This window comes from Pseudomonas sp. PAMC 26793 (genome assembly GCF_000313235.1).
Classification (GTDB): Bacteria; Pseudomonadota; Gammaproteobacteria; order Pseudomonadales; family Pseudomonadaceae; genus Aquipseudomonas; species Aquipseudomonas yamanorum.
This window is the reverse complement of sequence record NZ_AMXG01000012.1, coordinates 47,414-68,532: the sequence shown is the minus strand read 5'-3', so window position 1 is coordinate 68,532 and position 21,119 is coordinate 47,414. Positions and strand designations below refer to the sequence as shown.

The window sequence follows — 21,119 nt, the reverse complement described above, 5'->3', positions numbered from 1 at the left end:
TTCACCTGAGGCTTTCAACGAACTGATCGACGCCGACTACGCGGCGCGACTACGGAGCGCGGTCTTTCCGGCAAATGAGCGCGGGTGCCTAGAACTTTATGTGGCTCTACACGACCAAGACCCTCGGGCAGTGCATCTTTTTTTGCGGCGTACTACTCCCACCATGGAACTTATCAAAAGAATGATGTCAATTTGATAGCTCTTCACAAGAGCGAGATATTTTGGATCAGTCAGCGTCAGGCCATTTCCTGACAAAACAGGGAGAGAGTGATGAGAGTCATCATTGCAATGTTATTGATGTTGAGTGGCTACGCATATGCCGATTGCAACAACATCAGTGACAACGATCAACGCGCCTACTGCAAAGCCAAAGTCGACGGCCAAAGCTGCGCCAATATCAGCGACAACGACCTCCGGGCAAGTTGCAAGGCGGAAATGGATGGTCAAAGTTGCAGCAACATCAGTGACAACGATCAACGTGCCTACTGCAAAGCCAAAGTCGATGGCCAAAGCTGCGCCAATATCAGCGACAACAACCTTCGGGCAAGTTGCAAGGCGGAAATCGAAGGTCAAAGTTGCAACAATATCAGTGACAACGATCAACGCGCCTACTGCAAGGCCAAAGTCGATGGCCAAAGCTGTGCCAATATCAGCGACAGTAACTTGCGTGCCGAGTGTGATGCCATGAAGCGTTGATCCACAAATTCCGCGGTGCCAGTAGCTCATCTCCGACGCTGGCACCACGATCGGATCTACCTAAACACCCAGGCAACATGATTTATTTATAAATAAATTCATACGCCTCGATATAAGAACCTATCTTGTTTGAATGAGCAGTCACCCATACTGCATTCATGCCTGTCTTTCTTTGATCGTTGAATTCCGACTGAGTGGTACAAAGCGCAACCCAGCGCTCAGTCTTTAAATCCTTAATCCGCAGACCCGCCTCACAACGACTGAACTTTCCAACGTAGGGCCCCGGAGTATCCAGCTCGTAAGGTGACGCATACTGAACAATGTCGCCGGGCAACAGGTACGTAACGACGTCATAACTGTGTAAGGACAAAATCAGACCCAGGCAAAAACCACCAAAAAAAGATTCTCCAACACGGTTCGGGTTTCTTATAGCCGGACGATAGTAGATTGCCCTTGCGGCAAAAAAGAGTCCAACCAGACAGCCAATGACTATATAGGTCGTCCACTCGGGAATCGATGGCATTAAAACCGTTCGCATTCCAATACGAGCGGCCCAGAGCATATAAGCAATCCATGCTCCAAATACCAGACACACCACCAACAACAAGGTTCTTTTCTTTGATTTGTTTTCAAATGAAGGATATTCCATTCCCTGCCTACTCTATTTTTAATTCCCGGTAAAAGCGCTTCGTGCTTCACGCTACTTCCTTTACCCAATTGGCATGCCGGGCATATTAACGAATGAGCGTCACGGGTAACGATCTATTTATCCGCGACTCACAGACATGGGCAGAGCGCCATCGGTTCTACCCATTAGCGCAAATTGTTCAACCGCCTCACATCCCTTATCCTCGTGGCCTTACCTGCCAACGCCCGCCGGAGCCCTCATGGACCTCGCCACCCTCACCCTCTTCCTCCCGGCCTGCTTCGCCCTGAACATGGCGCCCGGCCCGAACAACCTGCTGTCCGTAAGCAACTCCACCCGCTACGGCTATCGTACTTCGTGCCTGGCGGGCGTCGGGCGTTTGCTGGCCTTCGCCGGAATGATCGCCCTCGCGTCCGCCGGGCTGGCGGTGGTGTTGCAAACCTCGGAGTTGTTGTTCTACGGGATCAAGATCCTGGGGGCGGCGTATCTGTTTTATCTGGCGTATCAACTGTGGCGGGCCAATCCGCAGGCGGAGGCTGAGTCGACAGCGCCCAAGGCAGGTTTGTGGGCATTGGCAAGACAGGAGTTCCTGGTGGCCGCCGGCAATCCCAAGGCAATCCTGATTTTTACCGCCTTCCTGCCGCAATTCGTCGACCCGGCACAGCCGATCACGCCGCAATTCGCCCTGCTGGGTGTGATGTTCCTGGCCCTGGAATGGATCGCCATCAGCGCCTACGCCTATATGGGTTTGCATATGCGCCGCTGGTTCGCGCAGCCTCGGGGCAAGCGGATTTTCAACCGCTGCTGTGCCGGGTTGTTGTCGGCCGCCGCGACGGTATTGCTGATGGCGCGCAAGGCCTGAGCACTGCGAAAAACTGGCCAAAACGCTTACAATCGCCGTCTCACCGCAACTCAGGCAGGCCAGTTCGCCCATGGCGCTCGACCCCATCACCATACTGGTCCTCACCATCGCCCTGGCAGGCGCCGCCGCGCTGTACCTGGCCGTCGAGTGGCGCAATGTTCGCGAACCATCGCTGCTGTACTGGACCGCCGGTTTCGCCATCATCAGCGTGGGCAGCACTCTGGCGCTGCTGCGGGCCAGCGGCCTGGTATTGATCGGCATCTGGTTCGCCAACGGGCTGCTGATCACCGCTCATTGGCTGTTCCTGCTGGGTGTTGCGCGTTTTACTCAGGTGCGCCTGTCTCGCGGCTGGTACCTGATCTTCGTGGCCTGGTTTGCCATGCTCCTACTACCGGAAGGACAGTCGTGGTCCAAGGCCATGCTGCTGGCCAACTCGCTGCTGGTTGCCCTGCCGACCCTGCGGGCCAGTTTCCTGTTGCGCCCCCATGGCCGCTCACTCAGCGTGGGGGCGGTGCAGCTGCGTTATGTGCTGCTGGCCCACGGGCTGTTTTATCTGGCCAAGTCGCTGGTGGCGATCGTGCCGGGTACGCTGATCGACCTGACGGCGTTTCGTGGCGAGATCATTCAGGTGTCGCTGGTGGAAGGCGCCATGGCGATCATGCTGATTGCATTGTCGATGACCGGCACCGAGCGCTACCGCCGTGAGGAACAGATTGCACGATTGGCCGCCCGCGATCCGTTGACGGCGTTGTACAACCGCCGCGCCCTTGAAGTGCGAGCACCAAGCCTGCTGAGCAAAGTCTCGCAGGCCCGGCCAGGTGCCCTGCTGTTGATCGACATCGACAATTTCAAGCTGATCAACGACCTGTACGGCCATACCGCGGGCGACCGGCTGCTGGTGGCCTTGAGCGAGATGATTCGCGCGCAGTTGCCCGATGATTCGCTGGCGGCGCGGTTGGGCGGTGATGAATTCGTGATCCTGCTGAACGACACCTCGAACGCGCGCATTGTCGAACTGGGCAGTGCCCTGCGCGAACAGTTTCATCACGCCGCCTCACAGGCGTTCGCCACGCCCGAGGCGGTGACATTGAGCATCGGCGCCAGCCTGTTCGACGCGCCGCCCGCGAGCCTTGCCGCCTTGATCGAGCAAGGCGACGCAGCGCTTTATGAATCCAAGCGTGGCGGACGCAACCGTATTCGCCTGGTTGACCGAACGGCAGTGAGCGCCGATTGACTCAATCGGTGCGTCAACCTTTAAGCGCCGCTTCAATCCCCGCGACATCGATCTTGGTCATGCCCATCATCGCGTCAAACGCCCGCTTGGCCGCTGCAGGGTCGGGATGGGTGATCGCCGCGCTCAGCACCCTCGGGGTAATCTGCCACCGCACGCCCCATTTATCCTGACACCAGCCGCAGACATTTTCCTGGCCGCCATGGCTGACAATTGCGTGCCACAAGCGGTCGGTTTCCGCCTGATCGTCGGTGGCCACCTGAAACGAGAACGCCTCGTTGTGCTGCACGCCAGAGCCGCCGTTCAGCCCCAGGCAAGGAATGCCCATGACCGTGAACTCCACGGTCAGGACATCGCCCTGTTTGCCGGCGGGATAATCACCGGGCGCATGATGGACTGCGGTCACTGCGCTGTCCGGGAAGATCTTGGCGTAGAAGTTGGCAGCGTCCAATGCGCTGCCGTCGTACCAAAGGCACACCGTGTTTTTGCTGAGCATGAGTGTTCTCCAGCGTGGAGGTTCGGACTTGCAGTGTAGTACCGCTACCGACAAGAATGCGTTCGCGTCCTGACACGCTCCCCGCGTTACCCCCAACGGTGCGTTTCGTACGCCACTGGTTGAAACGCGACTGATCGCTGTGAGTTGACACACCCTGTAGTAATCCATAAAGATGGGCGCATTCTTCAGGGTGTGTCCTCAATGTCTGCAACGACCTTCAACTTTTCCGTCATTGGCTTGATTGCCAAGGCGCAAGGTTGCGTTGCGCACGCCCTCAAATCGAAGAAACAGTCGCTCATGTGACCGGGGCGCGCTGTCCCGTCAGATGAGCTGACAGGACATTGAGCGCGAAGGCCCCCTCCTCTTGCTTACTTACCTCTGCCCTTCTGACGGTGACGAAATCGGTCAACCATCAGGAGAAAGCGCATGTCATCGTTTCAAGGTATCTGGGTTCCCGTCGTTACACCGTTTCATAACGGCACCATCGACTTCATCGGCTTGCGCCGCCTGGTCTGCCATCTGCTGGAAAAAGGCGTGGCCGGGATCATGGTCTGCACCACCACCGGCGAAGCCGCGGCACTGAGCCGCCATGAGCAGTTGGCGATGCTGGATGCCGTACTGGAACTCGTACCGCCGCAGCAGGTGGTGATGGGCCTGGCGGGGTATAACCAGATTGAGCTGTTGCAGTTCCAGGCCGAAATCCTGAAACGCCCGGTGGCCGGTTTGCTGGTACCACCGCCGAGCTACATCCGCCCGTCCCAGGCGGGCCTTGAGGCCTTCTTCCGCACCGTGGCAGATGCCTCCAGTGCACCGATCATTCTGTATGACATCCCCTATCGCACCGGTATTGCCTTCGAACAGGCGACGCTGCTGAACATCGTTGCCCATGAGCGGATCGTGGCGATCAAGGATTGCGGCGGCAACCTGGCCAACACCCTCGCGTTGTTGGCCAGTGGGAAGGTTGATGTGTTGTGTGGTGAGGATGTGCAGATATTCAACGCTCTGTGCCTGGGCGCGACCGGTGCGATTGCCGCGTCGGCGCATGTGCGGACCGAAGATTTTGTGACGCTGCATCGGCAGGTTCGCGATCACCAGTTGCTGGCGGCTCGTGAGACGTTTTTCGGCTTGCTGCCGTTGATTCACACAATGTTCGTGGAGCCCAACCCCGCGCCGGTGAAGGCGGCACTGGCGATGGAAGGGTTGATCGGCAGTGAGTTGCGGGCGCCGATGTTGGGGGCGAGTGAGACGCTGGAAAGCCGGTTGCAACACGTATTAGCCGCGCGGGAATAACCTGTGGCGAGGGAGCTTGCTCCCGCTGGGCTGCGCAGCAGCCCCCATTCAGGCACCGCGTTTTCGGCAGGTAAAATGAGGTGACCGGTTTTGGGGGCGCTTCGCACCCCAGCGGGAGCAAGCTCCCTCACCACAGGGGACGGGCTGCTTATCCTCTCGCCACCGCCAACCGATGCAACGTGATCTTGCGCACCTCCTGCTTGCTCACCTCAATGTGAGTCTTGAGCAGTTGCTGCGCCTGATCGCTTTGCCGTTGCAAGATCGCATCGAGGATGCTTCCGTGCTCCTCATAGGTCGCCGCAATACGCGATTGCTGAGTGAAATCCAGCCGCCGAATGATGCGGATTTTCTCGGTAATCTCGTAATGCATGCGCGCCATTTCAGCGTTGCCCGTGGCCTGCACCAGCCCGCAGTGGAACGCCTCATCCAGCGCCGAGACGATCTGGGCGTCATCCAGCCGCGCACTTTCGTCCACCCGCCAAATCGCCCCAAGCCCTTCAAGCCCCTGCTGCGCCATGCCACACAAGCGATTGACGGCGGCCAACTCCAGCACGATCCGAACGTCGTAAAGCTCTTCGAAATAGTTGAAGTCGAACGGCCGCACCTGCCAGCCGCTCCTGAAGAACACCTCCAGGTACCCTTCCCGCTCCAGACGATACAGCGCCTGGCGCACCGGCGTGCGGCTGGCCTGCATGCGCTCGGCCACGTCACCTTCACTGAAGCGATCACCCGGCAACAAACGAAAGTCGAAGATGTCGTCCTTCAACTGCTGGTAGACCCGTTCCGCCAGGCTATCCGGCCGTTCGCTGGGCTTTCTCGTGGTTGAGAGCTGCATGGCTATTTCCTGCTCGCCATGTAGGCGCGCCAGCCACCGAATTCGGTGATATCGGTGGCGCCTGCCAGGGCCCAGGGCTCGCAGATAAACCCTTTCACACTGCGCCCGTCCGACAGGGTCAGGTTGCCGATGCCCAGCGGCGCCGGAATCTCCGCGACAAACTCGCCAAAGCGGGCGATCGGCATGTCCCACAGTTCGACGATGATCGAGCGGCCCGAATCGTCCTTGACCAGCCCAGGCTTGGGCGGAACGGTGCCTGGCAACGCATGCAAGCGATAGTGGCTCGCCGTCAGGGTTTGCTCCACCAGCACGGCGTTGCGGCTGGTCAGTTGGAAATTCAGCGGCATCCCGGTGAGGTGCGCGCCCACCACCGCCACCCGCACGCTGCCCGGAGCCTGCCGTGCAGGGGCCGGTTGTGGCAGGTGGCGTTCGGTAGCTCCCAGCGGCAGATCGAGGCCGGCCTGCCAACGCTTGCCCAGATGCGCCAGGGCTGCGTCGTGCCAGGCAGGCGCAATCAGGGTGATACCGCATGGCAGGCCATCGCTGCGCAGCCCGGCGGGCACGGCCAGTGCCGAGAGATCGGCCAGGTTGGTGAAGTTGGTGTAGAAACCAAACTGCGAGTTGTAGAGCACCGGCTCCACGGCCATTTCCGCTAGGGTACGAATCGTCGGCGAGGTCGGCACCAGCAAGGCGTCGAAACCGGCCAGGGTGTCGTTGATGCGGCGGCTCAGTTCGGCGCGCAGGTATTCGGCTTTATAGGCATCGCAGGCGCTGTACTTGAGGCCGTTTTCAACGATGCCACGCACCACCGGGTTGATCGCTTCGGCGTTGCTGGCGAGTATGCCTTCCAGTGCCACCGTGCGCTCCGCCACCCAGGAGCCGTAATAGAGCTGCTCGGCGAGTTGCTGGAACGGGCTGAAATCCACCGCCGTGATCTCGGCACCGAGTGCCTGAAACCTGAGCAGCGCCTGTTCGAACACGGCCTGGTTCTGTGCGTCGCCAAAAAACTCCAGGCTGGCCGGCACCGCCAGTTTGATCGTGGCCCCCACCGCTACCGGCGCGGTGTTGGGATTGATGCGTGAATAGGCGTCGCTGGCGTCGTAAGCCGCAGCGAGGCCCGCAACCGTCTCAGCATCTTCAACGGTCAGCGCAAACACCGAAATACAGTCCACGGTGCGACAGGCCGGTACCAATCCGGTGTTGGACAGTCGGCCCTTGGTCGGCTTCAGCCCGACGATATTGTTGAAGCCCGCCGGTACCCGCCCGGAGCCAGCGGTGTCGGTGCCCAGGGAAAACGCTACCAGGCCTCGCGCAACCACCGACGCCGAACCGGAGCTGGAGCCGCCGCTGACGTAATCCGGATTGAAACTGTTGCCCACTGCACCGTAGGGCGAGCGTGTACCGACCAGACCGGTGGCGAACTGATCCAGGTTGGTCTTGCCCATCAGGATCGCACCGGCCGCCCGCAACCGGGCCACCACCGAGGCATCCGCCGCAGCGGGATAGGCAAACTCAGGACACGCCGCCGTGGTCTCCCAACCCGCCGCATCGATGTTGTCCTTGATGGCAAACGGCACGCCATACAACGGCAGCTTGTCGATCTCGCCGTCGACCGCCGCAAGCCGCTCGGCCAGCTGCGCCAACTGGTCCCGCAGTTGCTGTGGCTGCACCCGGCTGATCCAGGCGTTGTCCTCGGCGGGAAACGTACCCGCCAGGGTCAACAGGATGTCGGGGGTCAGCGCCTGGCTGCGGTAAGCGGCCTGCCATTCGCCAAGGGTCCAGCCAAGTTGTTCGTTGCGCATTGAGGATTCCATCTTGTATCCAAGTTTGGATTTCTTTTAGCAATCGCTGGGCCAATCAGCTGCAAGCCAATGAATACGTGGCGCTGGCAGAAAACCGGCGGATTGGCCGCCCTCAACCGTGCTCCGTGATGAAGCAGCAATGCGCCAAAAAAAGACATTCAGGCGGCCGCCCGGTTGCGAGCGGGTCGATACCGGCCTATGTTCGAAACCATGCTGTAAACGCTGCTGTCCATCCCATACGCCCTTTCCGTAGCAGGTGACGACATGCCCACCGCTTCCCGCCCCGCTGTGCTCGAACTGATCGGCAACACGCCGCTGGTGCGGGTCAGCCGCTTCGATACCGGCCCGTGCACGCTGTTCCTCAAGCTTGAATCCCAGAACCCCGGCGGCTCCATCAAGGACCGCATCGGCCTGGCCATGATCGACGCCGCCGAACGCGACGGCCGCCTGCGCCCCGGTGGCACCATTATCGAAGCCACCGCCGGCAATACCGGCCTTGGCCTGGCCCTGGTGGGCCGCGCCAAAGGTTACCGGGTGGTACTGGTGGTGCCGGACAAGATGTCCACCGAAAAGGTCTTGCACCTGAAAGCCATGGGCGCCGAGGTGCACATCACCCGCTCCGACGTCGGCAAAGGCCACCCCGAGTATTACCAGGACGTGGCGGCACGGCTGGCCAAGGACATTCCCGATTCGTTCTTCGCCGACCAGTTCAACAACCCGGCCAATCCCCTGGCCCACGAGACCAGCACTGCGCCGGAAATCTGGGCCCAGACCCAGCATGACCTCGACGCCATTGTGGTCGGCGTCGGCTCGGCCGGCACCCTCACCGGCCTGACCCGTTTCTTCAAGCGCGTACAACCCGACCTGGCCATGGTGCTGGCCGACCCGGTGGGCTCGGTGATGGCGGAATACAGCCGCAGCGGCACCATGACCGAGCCCGGCTCCTGGGCCGTGGAAGGCATCGGCGAAGACTTCATCCCCTCCATCGCCGACCTCTCCAGCGTGCGCCATGCCTATTCCATCAGCGACGAAGAAAGCTTCGATCACGCCCGCCAACTGCTGCGGGCCGAAGGCATTCTCGGCGGCTCTTCCACCGGTACCCTGCTTGCCGCCGCCCTGCGTTATTGCCGCGAGCAAACCGAGCCCAAGCGCGTGGTCACCTTCGTCTGCGATACCGGCACGCGCTACCTGTCGAAGGTCTACAACGACCAATGGATGAAAGATGCCGGCCTGCTCCAATACAAGCACTACGGCGACCTGCGGGACCTGATCGCTCGCCGTTTCGAGGACGGCAGGGTGATCAGCGTCGGCCCCGACGACAGCCTGCTCACCGCCTTCCAGCGCATGCGCCTGGCGGACGTGTCGCAATTACCGGTGCTGGTGGACGGCCAAAAACTGGTGGGGGTGCTCGACGAGTCGGACGTATTGCTCGGCCTGCATCAGAACGCCGCGCATTTTTCCATGACCGTGGCCAGCGCCATGACCAATGCTCTTCACACCCTTGCGCCCAGCGCCAGCCTTGCGCAATTGCAGGCCGAACTGGATCGCGGACTGGTGGCAATCATTGCTGACGCCTCGGGCTTTTACGGCCTGATCACCCGCGTCGACCTGCTCAATCACTTACGGAGATCCCTTGCATGACCCAGCACGATAAAAGCGCTTTCGCCACCCGCGTGATTCATGCCGGGCAATCCCCGGACCCGACCACCGGGGCGCTGATGCCGCCGATCTACGCCAACTCCACCTACCTGCAGGAAAGCCCCGGCGTTCACAAAGGCTTCGACTACGGGCGCTCCCATAACCCGACGCGCTTCGCCCTGGAACGCTGCGTGGCCGACCTGGAAGGCGGCACCCAGGCCTTCGCGTTCGCCTCCGGGCTGGCGGCGATTTCCACCGTGCTGGAACTGCTCGACGCCGGTTCCCACGTGGTCTCCGGCAATGACTTGTACGGCGGCACCTTCCGCCTGTTCGACAAAGTGCGCCAACGCAGCGCCGGCCATCGCTTCAGCTTCGTCGACCTGACCGACCTGTCGGCCTTCGAAGCCGCGTTGCAGGACGACACGCGGATGGTCTGGGTCGAAACCCCGAGCAACCCGCTGCTGAGCCTGACCGACCTCAGCGCCATCTCCCGCATCTGCAAGGCCCGGGGCATCCTCTGCGTGGCCGACAACACCTTCGCCAGCCCATGGATCCAGCGCCCGCTGGAACTGGGTTTCGACATCGTGGTGCACTCCACCACCAAGTACCTCAACGGCCATTCCGATGTGATCGGCGGCATTGCGGTGGTGGGCCAGAATCCTGAGCTGGCCGAGCGCGTGGGCTTCCTGCAGAACTCCGTGGGTGCGATTGCCGGGCCGTTTGACGCGTTCCTGACCCTGCGTGGGGTGAAAACATTGGCGCTGCGCATGGAACGCCATTGCAGCAATGCGCTGGAGCTGGCGACGTGGCTGGAGCAACAGCCGCAGGTAGCGCGGGTTTACTACCCGGGTTTGGCGTCCCATCCGCAGCATGAGCTGGCACGCCGGCAGATGCGCGGGTTTGGCGGGATGATCTCGGTGGACCTGAAAAGCGACCTGGCGGGTGCGACACGCTTCCTGGAAAACGTGAAGATCTTTGCGTTGGCTGAAAGCCTGGGGGGCGTTGAAAGTTTGATCGAGCACCCGGCGATCATGACCCATGCGAGCATTCCGGCAGCGACCCGGGCGCAGCTGGGGATTGGTGACGGGTTGGTGCGGTTATCGGTGGGGGTTGAGGATGTGGAGGATTTGCGGGCAGATCTGGCGCACGCATTATCAACAATCTAAATAACAACGCAGCACACTGTGGCGAGGGAGCTTGCTCCCGCTGGGCTGCGCAGCGGCCCCAAAATCCTGGGAGCGCTGCGCACTCCAGCGGGAGCAAGCTCCCTCGCCACAACAGCCCCCACGATCACCGCTGCTGATAGCGCTACATTCAGCACCGGCTCAAACCCCCTCCAGTTAACAAAACATAACGTAGCGCCGATTGTCAGACGATTCCAAAGCCCGCTAGGATGGCCCAGCTTGCCCAAGGCGCTCTAGATTGCAGGTTTCAGGGCTCCCCACGGCAAGACGACCTAACAATAATAAATGGGAGAAAGGTCTATGAGTGAGCCTGTCATGGGTGTGGTGTTTTTCCGCCCGAAGGCCACGCGCAGGGTCGCATTGCTGGCCACAGCGCTCTCGTTGCTGGGGGTTGTCGCGTTGTCGACACCGGCCCACGCCGCCACTGAAACCACCGCCGCAGCGGTGTTTGCCATTGATTCCCCCAAGGCTGCCAAAAGCCTGATGATCGACGTGGTGCACGCAGGCAAACGCCTGGTCGCGGTCGGTGATCGCGGGCACATCCTCTATTCCGACGACCAGGGCGCCACCTGGACTCAAGCCAAAGTCCCCACCCGGCAACTGCTGACCGCCGTATTTTTCGCCGACGAGCAACACGGCTGGGCGGTGGGCCATGACGCACAGATCCTCGCCACCACCGATGGCGGCGTGACCTGGACTCAACAATTCCAGGACCTCAAGCGCGAAGCGCCGCTGCTCGACGTCTGGTTCAAAGACGCCAGCAACGGCTTTGCCGTGGGTGCCTACGGTGCGCTGACCGAAACCACCGACGGCGGCAAGACCTGGGATGACGTCAGCGACCGCCTCGACAACGAAGACCAATTCCACCTCAACGCCATCGCCCAGGTGAAAGACGCCGGGCTGTTTATCGTCGGTGAGCAGGGCAGCATGTTCCGCTCCCATGACGAAGGGCAAACCTGGGAAAAACTCGAAGGCCCCTATGAGGGCTCACTGTTCGGCGTGATCGGCACCGCCCAGGCGCAGACCCTGTTGGCGTATGGCCTGCGCGGCAACCTGTTTCGCTCCACGGATTTTGGCAGCACCTGGGAGCCGGTGGAGTTGAACGCTACCCGTGGCGCGCTGGAGTTCGGCTTGTCCGGGGCAACCCTGCTGGATGACGGCTCCATCGTGGTGGTGGGCAACGGCGGCAGCGTGGTAGTCAGCCACGATGACGGCCTGACCTTCAGCGTATTCAATCGTCCGGACCGCATTTCGCTGTCGGCGGTCACGGCGGCGGGCAACGGCAACTTGATTCTGGCGGGGCAGGGCGGCGTTCGCGTGGCCAGTCCAACCGGCGCCGAGCCGACAAAACAATAAGAAGGCGGGGACACCATGAGCAGTCATCACAACGACAAGGCCACGTTTCTCGAGCGCCTGATTTTCAATAACCGCCCGGCAGTGATCACGATCTGCCTGCTGGTAAGTATTTTCCTGTTCTGGCAGGCGACGTTGATTCGCCCGTCCACCAGCTTCGAAAAAATGATCCCCCTCAAGCACCCCTTCATCGAGAAGATGATGGAGCACCGCAACGACCTGGCGAACCTGGGCAACACGGTGCGCATCTCGGTTGAGGCCAAGGACGGTGACATCTTCACGAAGGAGTACATGGAGACCCTGCGCCAGATCAACGACGAGGTGTTCTACATCTCCGGCGTCGACCGCTCCGGGCTCAAGTCCCTGTGGAGCCCCAGCGTGCGCTGGACCGAAGTCACCGAGGAAGGTTTTGCCGGCGGTGAAGTGATCCCGCAGAGCTACAACGGCTCACCGGAAAGCCTCGATCAACTGCGCAACAACGTGCTCAAGTCCGGGCAGGTCGGGCGGCTGGTGGCCAACGATTTCAAGTCGAGCATCGTCGACATTCCGCTGCTGGAGTCCTACCCGGACCCCCAAGACCAGGGCAAGTTGCTGGCCCTGGACTATCGCAAGTTCTCCCATGAACTCGAAGACAAGATCCGCGACAAGTTCGAAGCCCAGAACCCCAACGTCAAGATCCACATCGTCGGGTTTGCCAAGAAGGTCGGCGACCTGATCGACGGCCTGGTGATGGTGGTGATGTTCTTCGGTGTCGCCTTCGTCATCACCCTGGTACTGCTGCTGTGGTTCACCCACTGCCTGCGCAGTACCGTCGCGGTGTTGAGCACCACGCTGGTGGCGGTTATCTGGCAGCTTGGATTGATGCATGCCCTGGGTTTCGGGCTCGATCCCTACTCGATGCTGGTGCCGTTCCTGATCTTCGCCATCGGTATTTCCCACGGCGTGCAGAAGATCAACGGCATCGCCCTGCAATCCAGTGACGCCGACAACGCCCTGACCGCCGCCCGGCGCACCTTCCGCCAGTTGTTCCTGCCGGGAATGATCGCGATCCTTGCCGACGCCGTCGGCTTTATCACCCTGCTGATCATCGACATCGGCGTGATCCGCGAACTGGCCATTGGCGCCTCGGTGGGTGTGGCGGTGATCGTGTTCACCAACCTGATCCTGCTGCCGGTGGCGATCTCCTACGTCGGCATCAGCAAACGTGCCATCGAGCGCAGCAAGAAAGATGCACACCGCGAACACCCGTTCTGGCGCCTGCTGTCGAAATTCGCCAGCCCCAAAGTCGCGCCGGTATCGATTGCGTTGGCATTGGTCGCCTTCGGTGGCGGCCTCTGGTACAGCCAGAACCTGAAGATCGGCGACCTCGACCAGGGTGCACCGGAGCTGCGCCCGGACTCGCGCTACAACAAGGACAACAACTTCATCATCAACAACTACTCCACCAGCTCCGACGTGCTGGTGGTGATGGTCAAGACGCCGCCGGAAGGCTGCTCGCGTTATGAAGCCATGGCGCCCATCGACCAGTTGATGTGGAAGATGCAGAACACCGAGGGCGTGCAGTCGGCCATCTCGCTGGTGACCGTGTCCAAGCAGATGATCAAGGGCATGAACGAGGGCAACCTGAAATGGGAAACCCTGTCCCGTAACCCTGACGTGCTGAACAACTCCATCGCCCGTGCCGATGGCCTGTACAACAACAATTGCTCCCTGGCGCCGGTGCTGGTGTTCCTCAACGACCACAAGGCCGAAACCCTCGACCGCGCGGTGCATGCGGTGCAGGAATTCGCCAAGGAGAACAACAAGGACGGCCTGGAATTCATCCTCGCCGCCGGTAACGCCGGGATCGAAGCCGCCACCAACGAGGTGATCAAGGAGTCCGAGCTGACCATCCTGATTCTGGTGTACCTGTGCGTGGCCACCATGTGCATGATCACCTTCCGCTCCTGGGCGGCGACCCTGTGCATCGTGCTGCCGCTGGTGCTGACCTCAGTGCTGGGCAACGCGCTGATGGCGTTCATGGGCATCGGCGTCAAGGTCGCGACCTTGCCGGTGGTGGCCCTGGGCGTGGGGATTGGCGTGGACTACGGCATCTACATCTACAGCCGCCTGGAGAGTTTCCTGCGGGCCGGTTTGCCGTTGCAGGAAGCCTATTACCAGACGCTGAAATCCACCGGTAAAGCCGTGCTGTTCACCGGCCTGTGCCTGGCCATCGGCGTGGCCACGTGGATTTTCTCGGCGATCAAGTTCCAGGCCGACATGGGCCTGATGCTGACCTTCATGCTGTTGTGGAACATGTTTGGCGCGCTGTGGCTGCTGCCGGCGCTGGCACGCTTCCTGATCAAGCCCGAGAAGCTGGCGGGGCAGAAGGGCAATTCGTTGTTTGCTCACTAAGCCTGCAGGCGTTACGGGGCGGGCAAGGAACCGCAGCCCTGGGGCTGCGGTTTTTACCTTCAGGGTGCCAGGGGCAGGAAATGCCTTTCGGCCAAGGCCTTGCCGATCAGCCCACGATGCACGTTGACGATGCTTTGGGGGTCATGGGCATTGCTCAGCAGCGACTGGTAGCTTTGCTTGCGTTGTGCCCGGGTCTTGAGATGGGCCGCGCTGTAGTTCTGCTTGGGGGTCGTGGCGCTGGGGTAGTGAAAGTGCGCGTACCACAGCGGAAAACCTCGCTTGTCGTTGATGGCGTACTCCTGGATAAAGTCCCGTTGTTCGCCGCGCATCTGCAGGCGTGCGCCAAGGCTGGCGATCTGCACCTGGTCTTCCTGCAGCAGGTATTCCAGGTTGCCGTGGGTGGGAGGCAACTGCAGGCTGGCGCGGATTCGCAGGTCCTTGCCCCGTGTGTTCAGCTGCAGGGCCGCAAAGCGCAGGCTCTCCAGCTGCGTACGTTCAGCGTCGGTACGTTTACCCTCGGCGTGCTCCAGTTCGTCGGCAACAGCGAGCAGGCGATTGGCCTCGTGCTGGAGCACTTCTTCCAGCTCCTGGGGATGTCGCGTGACAGTCAGGTAGCTGTTTGCCCGATTCAGGTGATCGTCGAGCCCCTTGAGCAGTTGATTGGCTTCAACCCGGATGTCGAACAGCGAGCGTTTTGGCAGCGGTGTGGCGGCGGCCGGTACGACCCGAATCTCGTCCCAGACGTCTTCATGCTGGGAGTAGCTGGAAAGCAGTTGGCCAGTGTCCTCGGTACGCACTTCTACCACGTCGACAGGCAGTGAGGTGCCGGCCGGCTTGAGTTCGCCGATCATCATGCCCTTGCGGGTCTTGATCACCTTTTTCACTGGCCGGCCCACTGTAACCATTGGGCGCTTCGGTGGACGCCTGCGGGGCTGCGGGTCGGGCTTGACCTCGATGGCCAGTTGGCGCGCCGCGTCCTGGTACAGCTCTTCCACCAGTTTGAGCAATTGGTTGAAGTAGGGTGTGAAAAGCTCATCGGCGTTGACAATGCCAATGCCTTTCAACGCATCCAATGCCTTTCCATAGTGCTCTACCAGACTGCCCAGGACTTCCAGGCGTTCGCCAGGCGGCAGGTCCAGGGCGTTGAGTTCACTGTGGGTGCGCACGTGCAATTGCAGGGTATCAAACACGCTGTCCAGCGCCTCGCTCGGACCTGGCTCGAACTCCTTGAGGCTTGGAAATTTCAGGCTGCGCAGTTGCAGGTTCTTTACCGCGAGGGCGCTGTATTCCGTTGTGGGGCGATTGGCCGTCAGCCGGGTATAGGTTTCAGCCCCGGCTTCGCCCATGTTGAACAGCGCATCCAGGTACTGGTCCTTGAGCTCAAGCCAGCGGATTTGCCGTGCGTTGATCTCGATAAGCTGTTCGATGAAGCGCAGATACTCTCGCTGGTGGGCGATGACCGCGAGGGTCAGGCGAGGGCCCTGGACGGTGAAGGCCACGTTGGCACTGTAGAGCTCAGCGCGGTCGTCACCAGCGAATACCACGCTTTTGCGGGCATTGTTGATTGTGTTCTCCATCAGCCGGACCACGGTCTGGGGCGACAGCGCAATCATCAGTTGCTCACGCTCCTGGCGGGTGGCGAGAATTTTTTCATACTCGGCCACTTGCTGTTGCAACGCGGTGCCGAAGCGTCGGCGGCGGCTGATGCGTTCCTGGGCGGTTTCATTCGGATCGTTCTGGGCCTGAATCCACAGGTTTTCCGCCAGGTCGACACGCCGCTGTTCCGTCGCCTGCTGCCCCAGGTAGCGGTTGTATTCTGCCTGCAGCTCCTGCTTTCTCTGGGTCTTGCGTTGGCGCTCGGCGGCGAGTTTCTTGCCCAGCATGCCCCCGCGCAGGCGCAGCCTGAGATCCAGTACCCAACGCTCATGGTCGAGCCGCAGGTAGGGGCCGTGATTGCGGATATCGGCCGGGTCGACAATGACTCGGCCATCCGGCTCGTGGCTCACCTTGAACAGGTCCCCGTCAATCAACGCGTGGAGGGTTCCCTCGATAAGGTACAGGCCCTTGTCGGGGCCGCTGGCAATGGGCGCAGGCAGAGTGGCGGGCGGTGTCACCTTGAGACGCGTCAGGCGCTCACGCTGAATGGACGTCAACTGATTGCGTGGGTTGGCAAAGCTGAAATCCAGTGGGGCATGGCTTGCGCCTGGCCAGTGCCCATACAGGGCCACGGTGCCTTCCTCGACGCTGGGCGGAACGCTGACTGGCCAGTTTTGCCGGCGCGGTATGGGCGGTTTCAAGGCCTGTTCCAGGCGTTCACGGGGGACCGCGGGTTGAGCGATAGCCGGGGCGGGCGCCAGGTGCAGTAACAGCATGCCCAGGTTGAGCAAGGTATCCACCGCCGCCAGTTCGCGGGTCACCGGGTCGGGGTTGTTCAGCGCCGGGATATCCTGACTGGCGCTGGTCATCAACGCCAGCAACCAGCCGGTGAGCATCGCGGGGCCGCGCAGCCAGGGCAACAACAGGCTGTTGAACAGCAGGCCGCCGCCTTCCAGCAACACCGCCCAGCGGCTTTCACTGTTGGAGACGGAGTCGCGGTCGGCCTGTACCACCAGGGCACGCAAGTAGCTACCATACAGGTATTGATAAAGGCGACCGTTCAGCAGGCATTGCAGCAATTCGTCACTGGCACCATCAGTGGCGAGGCTGGCCGGACGCGGGATGTTTGGGGCCGTGAATTCGTCACCCTGGCCGAAGCGTACGTAGTGGGGTTCCTGGAAACCCCCGTTGTCGTACACCGTGCGTGCGCTGTCGGGCAGCCAGGTCAGGACACTGGTTTGCAGCTCGCCGGTCTTGGCGATGGCGTCGAGCAGGGCCTGGCGGGTGGCGAACTCCATCAGTGAGTCGGCGTACAGCGGGCGATAGAGCAGGTGCGGGCCCACCTCGATGTTCTGGGCTTCGATGATGAACATGTTGTTGACCCCATCGGCGGCAGCCTCGGGTTTGCGCAACAGGGCTAATGAGCGGATCACCACGGGCTCGCCGTCGACCCTGCGTTCGTCGGCGCTGGTTTGCAGCAGCGCCGCGACCATTTGCGCACCCTTTTTACTCAGGACGTGGGGCGGCTTGAGCGCGAGTTCCAGGGCCTGCAATGGCAACTGCGCGGCGAGTTGATCGGCAAACCAGGTTTCCCGCTGACTCACTTGCGGGGTATCCCCCAGCAGCAGGTTTTCCAACAGCGCCGGGTAGGTCTTGCCGATGTCTACGTGCCCGATCAACCGGTTGATGTAGTCAGCTGTCAACCACACGGGCAACGTCTTGCCATGGCGATGACGCAGGGTTGCCTGGCCGCGGGGCTTGCCGGCGAGGTTCTTGAGGGCCAGTTCGGTCAACGTCAGGGTGCGGTGTTCAATGATGCCGGCACCGCCGGGGTAGCCGGCGGCGACGCCAAAGCTCAATTCCAGGTCGTCGGGTTTGAAGTGGTCGGCCTGGGACTGATCGGCGACGACTTTGCCCAGGGTGAGTTCGTCGCGTTTCATCTGTTGCCACAGTGCGTCGACGGTAAAGCTGCGGATATCGCTGATGTCGCTGAGAAACGTGCGGCCTGCGCTGCGTTTTTTGGCGCTGGCCACTTGCAGGCAATACTGGCGGTAGCGCATTTGGTCGGCGCCGCTGGCCTGGCTCAGCCAGTCGGGAAGGCGCGGCTTGAGTGATGCGAGGATGGCAGGCGGCGCTTGCAGTGAGTCGAGAAAAAATAGGCCGGGGTCGGTGAGCTGTCGATAAACCTCATTCAGGGTTGCCAATGGCTGGCGGGCAGGTAATTGCAGGGCACCGAGATTTTCCAGTTGCTGGTTGAGGATCAGCACCGCCTGAGTGTCGAACAGGTTGCCATCGGGTTCGTAGCGCTGGCTGGTGATGGTGTCTGCGTTGAAGCGTGCGGCGATGCGCCGGCCCCAGGTTTGGGCAAAGGTGTCCAGCGAGCGCACGCGCTCGATGCTACCGTCGGGTTTGCACAGCAGTCCCAGGGTTCGCCCGCCCACCACGCGCACCAACAACAGCTCCGGGCCAAGCAGGTTGGCGGTGCGGCCCTGGCCGGTGAGCGTGGTTTGCAGGCAGTAGGCATAGACGGCGCTTTCGCCATAACGATGGAGGCGGTTATCACGGTCGGGAACCTGAATCAGTTGATCGATGCTGTCGCGCTCCAGGGCATCCAGCTGCGGATGACGCAAGGCGCTGGTGCGCAGGGTGTCGAGCAGCAGGTCGGCCAACCAGCGCCAGCGGTTGACGCCGTTCTCGGTGGTTGCCTGCCAGTAGTCGGTCAGGGCGTCCTGCAAGCCCATGGGCAAGGCCCAGGGCAGTTCCCGGATCAGCCCGGCGATGACGCTCATTTCCAGCTGTTCCGGGGCCGAGATGGGCAGTTTGAGCTGGGTGGGCGGCTGATCGGCAAGAAAGCACGACTGCCCGGCGACGTCATCGAAGTTGGGCGCGATGCCGGTGGCCAGGTATTCCAGCACATGTTCCATCAACGGGCGCAGGGTCCAACTACCATCGCTTTGCGGGCTGCCCAGTCGGGTACGCAGCAGATCAATGACCAGTGTCGGGTAGCGCTCTTTGATGGCATCGCCGAGCAGTTGCCGGGCGACCGTTTCCAGGCTTGGTCGGCTGATGAACTGCAGGCTGACGGCATGGGCCGGGCTGGTGGGTGAGTAATAAGGTACAGGCATGAAAAATCCTTTTCTGGGCCATGGTAGGAAATCCCATTAACCGCCAACCCCTGTGCCTCCGGGTGATATCGGGATACTGCCTGCCGCCGATTTAGGCTCGTGTCGCAAACTGGCCTATCATTAGCCCTTTGAACTGACTGAACGACGGCCATGACCCAGACTCTACTGACGACCCTCTCCACCAGCGACATGCTGGAAATCGACGGGTTGCACGCTTTTGATTTCGCTCTTGATGACCAGCAGTTGCTGATCAAGAGCATGGATGGTCGTGTCGAAAAACGTTGGAGTTTCACGTTGGCGCAAGTCACAGCGGCGACCTTCGATGAAACCTTGCAGAGCTGGACCCTTACCGGTGAATCGGGCGAGCACCGCCTGACCTGTTTCCAGGCGTTCACCGGCAACAATAATGACGAGGATGAAGCGGATGATGATGCGTAAATTCTGGCCCCTGCTGATGGCCGGCAGCGTAGGCGCGATGTCGGTCCAGGCCGCGCCGGTGGACACTTATGAATTGCTCGTCGGCAGCTACACCGCCGGCACCAGTGAAGGTATCTACCGCTTGCAGTTCGACAGCCGTACCGGGCAGTTCAACGGCCAGCCGGTGCTCGCCGCCAAGGCCGCCAACCCGTCGTGGCTGACCCTGTCCAAGGACCAGAAGCACCTGTTTGTGGTCAATGAAAACGGCCCGGGGCAAAAAGACCCGGTGGGGCGCGTCAGCAGCTACAGCATCGACCCGAAAAACCATCAACTGACCCTGATCAACCAGGTACAGAGCCTGGGCAACGAACCGACCCATTCCAGCCTGGCCAGTGACGGTCGCTACCTGTTCGTGGCCAACTATTCCGTACTGGAAGACCCGGGCGGCAGCCTCGCGGTGTTGCCGGTAGACGCCGAAGGCAAGCTGTCGCCGCCGGTGCAGTTGAGCGGGCACCCGGCCAGCCGGGTCAACCCGGAGCGCCAGGCATCCAACCATGTGCATTCGGTGGTGTCTTCGCCGGACGGCCAATACGTGTTTGTCCAGGACCTGGGGGCGGACAAGATCTTTGCCTACCACTACGATCCCAAGGCCAACCACGAACTGCCGCTGACCCCGGCCGATCCTGCGTTTGTGCAATTGCCACCGGGCAGTGGCCCACGGCACTTGCTGTTCACCGCAGACGGCAAGCACGCCTGGCTGACCACTGAGATGAGCGCGCAAGTGGCGGTGTTCGACTACAACGCTGGCAAGCTGACCCAGAAGCAACTGGTCAACTTTGCGGACGGCCAGCCGGTGTCCGACAAGGCCGGCGCCGCGCTGCATGCCTCAAGCGACGGCAAGTTCCTCTACGTCAGCAACCGTGGCACCGCCAACCAGATGCTGGTGTTTGCCATCGACCCGGCCACTGCGCAGTTGAAAGAGATCCAGCGCCGCTCGGTGGAAGGTGACCATCCCCGGGAGTTCGCCCTGGACCCCAGCGGCAAGTTCCTGCTGATCGCCAACCAGAAGAGCAACGAGATTGTGGTCGTCGAGCGCGACCCCAAGACCGGTCTTTTGGGCAAAACCGTGCAGAAACTGGCGATTGATGCGCCCAGCGACCTCAAGTTCTTGCCGCGACAATAAGCCACAGGCCCCGCTGTGCGGGGCCTGACTTGTTGTATTAATCGTATTAATAGCGGCTAGTGTTTCAATGAATTTCTAAGGCTAACCCCTCGGGCGTAAGTTTGGTTCCAAGGCCACCACAGGCCACTCAGCCAACCGAACACAAGGGTTACCGACATGAACTTCAATCTCTTCTCGATCATCGCCGCTTCCGCTGTTTCCGCCACCGTTGCATTGCCAGCTGCGGCCAGCGTTGAAATCAGCAGCAAAAAAACCAGCACCAGCGCCTACACCCAGAAATACCTGCAACAAAGCGCCAACTTCTATGCAGCGCTGGACCACAAAATCCAGAACTGATCTTGAAGCTGATGAAGATCAAATGTGGGAGCGGG

At 61.0% G+C, this 21,119-nt stretch carries 16 protein-coding genes; 10 read left to right on the top strand and 6 right to left on the bottom strand.

The genetic code is table 11. From position 1 onward, the window contains the following. Positions 1-291 precede the first annotated feature (291 nt). Together D109_RS1000000135165 and D109_RS0102530 are read right to left on the bottom strand one after the other, a co-directional pair. Positions 292-726 (bottom strand): hypothetical protein, encoded by a 435-nt coding sequence (locus D109_RS1000000135165; RefSeq protein ID WP_177325495.1) that lies wholly within the window; start codon positions 724-726, stop codon positions 292-294. Positions 727-778: 52 nt separating this feature from the next. Further along, positions 779-1,345 (bottom strand): hypothetical protein, encoded by a 567-nt coding sequence (locus D109_RS0102530; RefSeq protein ID WP_026077738.1) that lies wholly within the window; start codon positions 1,343-1,345, stop codon positions 779-781. A gap of 238 nt (positions 1,346-1,583) precedes the next feature. Here D109_RS0102530 and D109_RS0102525 point away from each other — a divergent pair, with 238 nt between their 5' ends. Together D109_RS0102525 and D109_RS0102520 are read left to right on the top strand one after the other, a co-directional pair. Beyond that, positions 1,584-2,204 carry a LysE family translocator gene (locus D109_RS0102525; protein ID WP_017475523.1) on the top strand — a complete coding sequence of 207 codons (621 nt, stop codon included), beginning with the start codon at positions 1,584-1,586 and terminating at the stop codon, positions 2,202-2,204. A 70-nt stretch (positions 2,205-2,274) separates the two neighbouring features. Beyond that, positions 2,275-3,438 carry a GGDEF domain-containing protein gene (locus D109_RS0102520; RefSeq protein ID WP_017475522.1) on the top strand — a complete coding sequence of 388 codons (1,164 nt, stop codon included), beginning with the start codon at positions 2,275-2,277 and terminating at the stop codon, positions 3,436-3,438. A gap of 13 nt (positions 3,439-3,451) precedes the next feature. Here D109_RS0102520 and D109_RS0102515 read toward each other — a convergent pair whose 3' ends face one another. Further along, entirely contained in the window at positions 3,452-3,931 is a 480-nt protein-coding gene (locus D109_RS0102515; protein ID WP_017475521.1) for a VOC family protein, read from the bottom strand. 426 nt (positions 3,932-4,357) lie between these two features. On the opposite strand from D109_RS0102515, the gene dapA reads away from it, so the two are divergent. Beyond that, the gene (gene dapA / locus D109_RS0102510) at positions 4,358-5,221 is read left to right on the top strand and encodes a 4-hydroxy-tetrahydrodipicolinate synthase (RefSeq protein WP_017475520.1); all 864 of its coding nucleotides are present in this window, start codon (positions 4,358-4,360) and stop codon (positions 5,219-5,221) included. Positions 5,222-5,369: 148 nt separating this feature from the next. On the opposite strand, the gene D109_RS0102505 is transcribed toward dapA, so the two are convergent. Both D109_RS0102505 and atzF read right to left on the bottom strand, forming a co-directional pair. Beyond that, positions 5,370-6,056 carry a GntR family transcriptional regulator gene (locus tag D109_RS0102505; protein ID WP_017475519.1) on the bottom strand — a complete coding sequence of 229 codons (687 nt, stop codon included), beginning with the start codon at positions 6,054-6,056 and terminating at the stop codon, positions 5,370-5,372. A gap of 2 nt (positions 6,057-6,058) precedes the next feature. Beyond that, complete coding sequence (atzF, locus tag D109_RS0102500) at positions 6,059-7,858, bottom strand: allophanate hydrolase (RefSeq protein ID WP_017475518.1); 1,800 nt, start codon at positions 7,856-7,858, stop codon at positions 6,059-6,061. Positions 7,859-8,122: 264 nt separating this feature from the next. Between atzF and D109_RS0102495 the strand changes: the two genes are divergently transcribed. From D109_RS0102495 to D109_RS0102480, 4 genes are all read left to right on the top strand, one after another. Next, complete coding sequence (locus D109_RS0102495; protein ID WP_017475517.1) at positions 8,123-9,499, top strand: cystathionine beta-synthase; 1,377 nt, start codon at positions 8,123-8,125, stop codon at positions 9,497-9,499. Continuing rightward, positions 9,496-10,662: a cystathionine gamma-synthase gene (locus tag D109_RS0102490; RefSeq protein WP_017475516.1), complete on the top strand. Its 1,167-nt coding sequence runs from the start codon at positions 9,496-9,498 to the stop codon at positions 10,660-10,662. The genes D109_RS0102495 and D109_RS0102490 overlap by 4 nt, the downstream gene beginning before the upstream one ends. A gap of 333 nt (positions 10,663-10,995) precedes the next feature. Further along, positions 10,996-12,036, top strand: a complete 1,041-nt coding sequence (locus tag D109_RS0102485; protein ID WP_017475515.1) for a YCF48-related protein — start codon at positions 10,996-10,998, stop codon at positions 12,034-12,036. A gap of 15 nt (positions 12,037-12,051) precedes the next feature. Continuing rightward, on the top strand, positions 12,052-14,427 hold the full coding sequence (locus tag D109_RS0102480; RefSeq protein ID WP_017475514.1) for an RND family transporter: 2,376 nt from the start codon (positions 12,052-12,054) through the stop codon (positions 14,425-14,427). Between the two features lie 59 nt (positions 14,428-14,486). Here D109_RS0102480 and D109_RS0102475 read toward each other — a convergent pair whose 3' ends face one another. Beyond that, positions 14,487-19,148, bottom strand: coding sequence for a dermonecrotic toxin domain-containing protein (locus D109_RS0102475; protein ID WP_017475513.1), 4,662 nt, complete (start codon positions 19,146-19,148; stop codon positions 14,487-14,489). 150 nt (positions 19,149-19,298) lie between these two features. On the opposite strand from D109_RS0102475, the gene D109_RS0102470 reads away from it, so the two are divergent. The 3 genes from D109_RS0102470 to D109_RS0102460 all read left to right on the top strand — a co-directional run bounded on the left by D109_RS0102470 (position 19,299) and on the right by D109_RS0102460 (position 21,084). Beyond that, positions 19,299-19,586 (top strand): DUF5629 family protein, encoded by a 288-nt coding sequence (locus D109_RS0102470; RefSeq protein ID WP_017475512.1) that lies wholly within the window; start codon positions 19,299-19,301, stop codon positions 19,584-19,586. Beyond that, positions 19,573-20,748, top strand: coding sequence for a lactonase family protein (locus D109_RS0102465; RefSeq protein WP_017475511.1), 1,176 nt, complete (start codon positions 19,573-19,575; stop codon positions 20,746-20,748). The genes D109_RS0102470 and D109_RS0102465 overlap by 14 nt, the downstream gene beginning before the upstream one ends. Before the next feature lie 156 nt (positions 20,749-20,904). Continuing rightward, positions 20,905-21,084, top strand: a complete 180-nt coding sequence (locus D109_RS0102460; RefSeq protein ID WP_017475510.1) for a hypothetical protein — start codon at positions 20,905-20,907, stop codon at positions 21,082-21,084. Positions 21,085-21,119: the final 35 nt, after the last annotated feature.

Coding starts and splice junctions, on each gene's coding strand:
- D109_RS0102460 (WP_017475510.1), top strand. CDS start 20,905: ATGAACTTCAATCTCTTCTCGATCATCGCCGCTTCCGCTGTTTCCGCC.
- D109_RS1000000135165 (WP_177325495.1), bottom strand. CDS start 726: ATGAGCTACTGGCACCGCGGAATTTGTGGATCAACGCTTCATGGCATC.
- D109_RS0102520 (WP_017475522.1), top strand. CDS start 2,275: ATGGCGCTCGACCCCATCACCATACTGGTCCTCACCATCGCCCTGGCA.
- D109_RS0102475 (WP_017475513.1), bottom strand. CDS start 19,148: ATGCCTGTACCTTATTACTCACCCACCAGCCCGGCCCATGCCGTCAGC.
- dapA (WP_017475520.1), top strand. CDS start 4,358: ATGTCATCGTTTCAAGGTATCTGGGTTCCCGTCGTTACACCGTTTCAT.
- D109_RS0102530 (WP_026077738.1), bottom strand. CDS start 1,345: ATGGAATATCCTTCATTTGAAAACAAATCAAAGAAAAGAACCTTGTTG.
- D109_RS0102495 (WP_017475517.1), top strand. CDS start 8,123: ATGCCCACCGCTTCCCGCCCCGCTGTGCTCGAACTGATCGGCAACACG.
- D109_RS0102515 (WP_017475521.1), bottom strand. CDS start 3,931: ATGCTCAGCAAAAACACGGTGTGCCTTTGGTACGACGGCAGCGCATTG.
- D109_RS0102490 (WP_017475516.1), top strand. CDS start 9,496: ATGACCCAGCACGATAAAAGCGCTTTCGCCACCCGCGTGATTCATGCC.
- D109_RS0102470 (WP_017475512.1), top strand. CDS start 19,299: ATGACCCAGACTCTACTGACGACCCTCTCCACCAGCGACATGCTGGAA.
- D109_RS0102465 (WP_017475511.1), top strand. CDS start 19,573: ATGATGATGCGTAAATTCTGGCCCCTGCTGATGGCCGGCAGCGTAGGC.
- D109_RS0102525 (WP_017475523.1), top strand. CDS start 1,584: ATGGACCTCGCCACCCTCACCCTCTTCCTCCCGGCCTGCTTCGCCCTG.
- D109_RS0102480 (WP_017475514.1), top strand. CDS start 12,052: ATGAGCAGTCATCACAACGACAAGGCCACGTTTCTCGAGCGCCTGATT.
- D109_RS0102505 (WP_017475519.1), bottom strand. CDS start 6,056: ATGCAGCTCTCAACCACGAGAAAGCCCAGCGAACGGCCGGATAGCCTG.
- atzF (WP_017475518.1), bottom strand. CDS start 7,858: ATGCGCAACGAACAACTTGGCTGGACCCTTGGCGAATGGCAGGCCGCT.
- D109_RS0102485 (WP_017475515.1), top strand. CDS start 10,996: ATGGGTGTGGTGTTTTTCCGCCCGAAGGCCACGCGCAGGGTCGCATTG.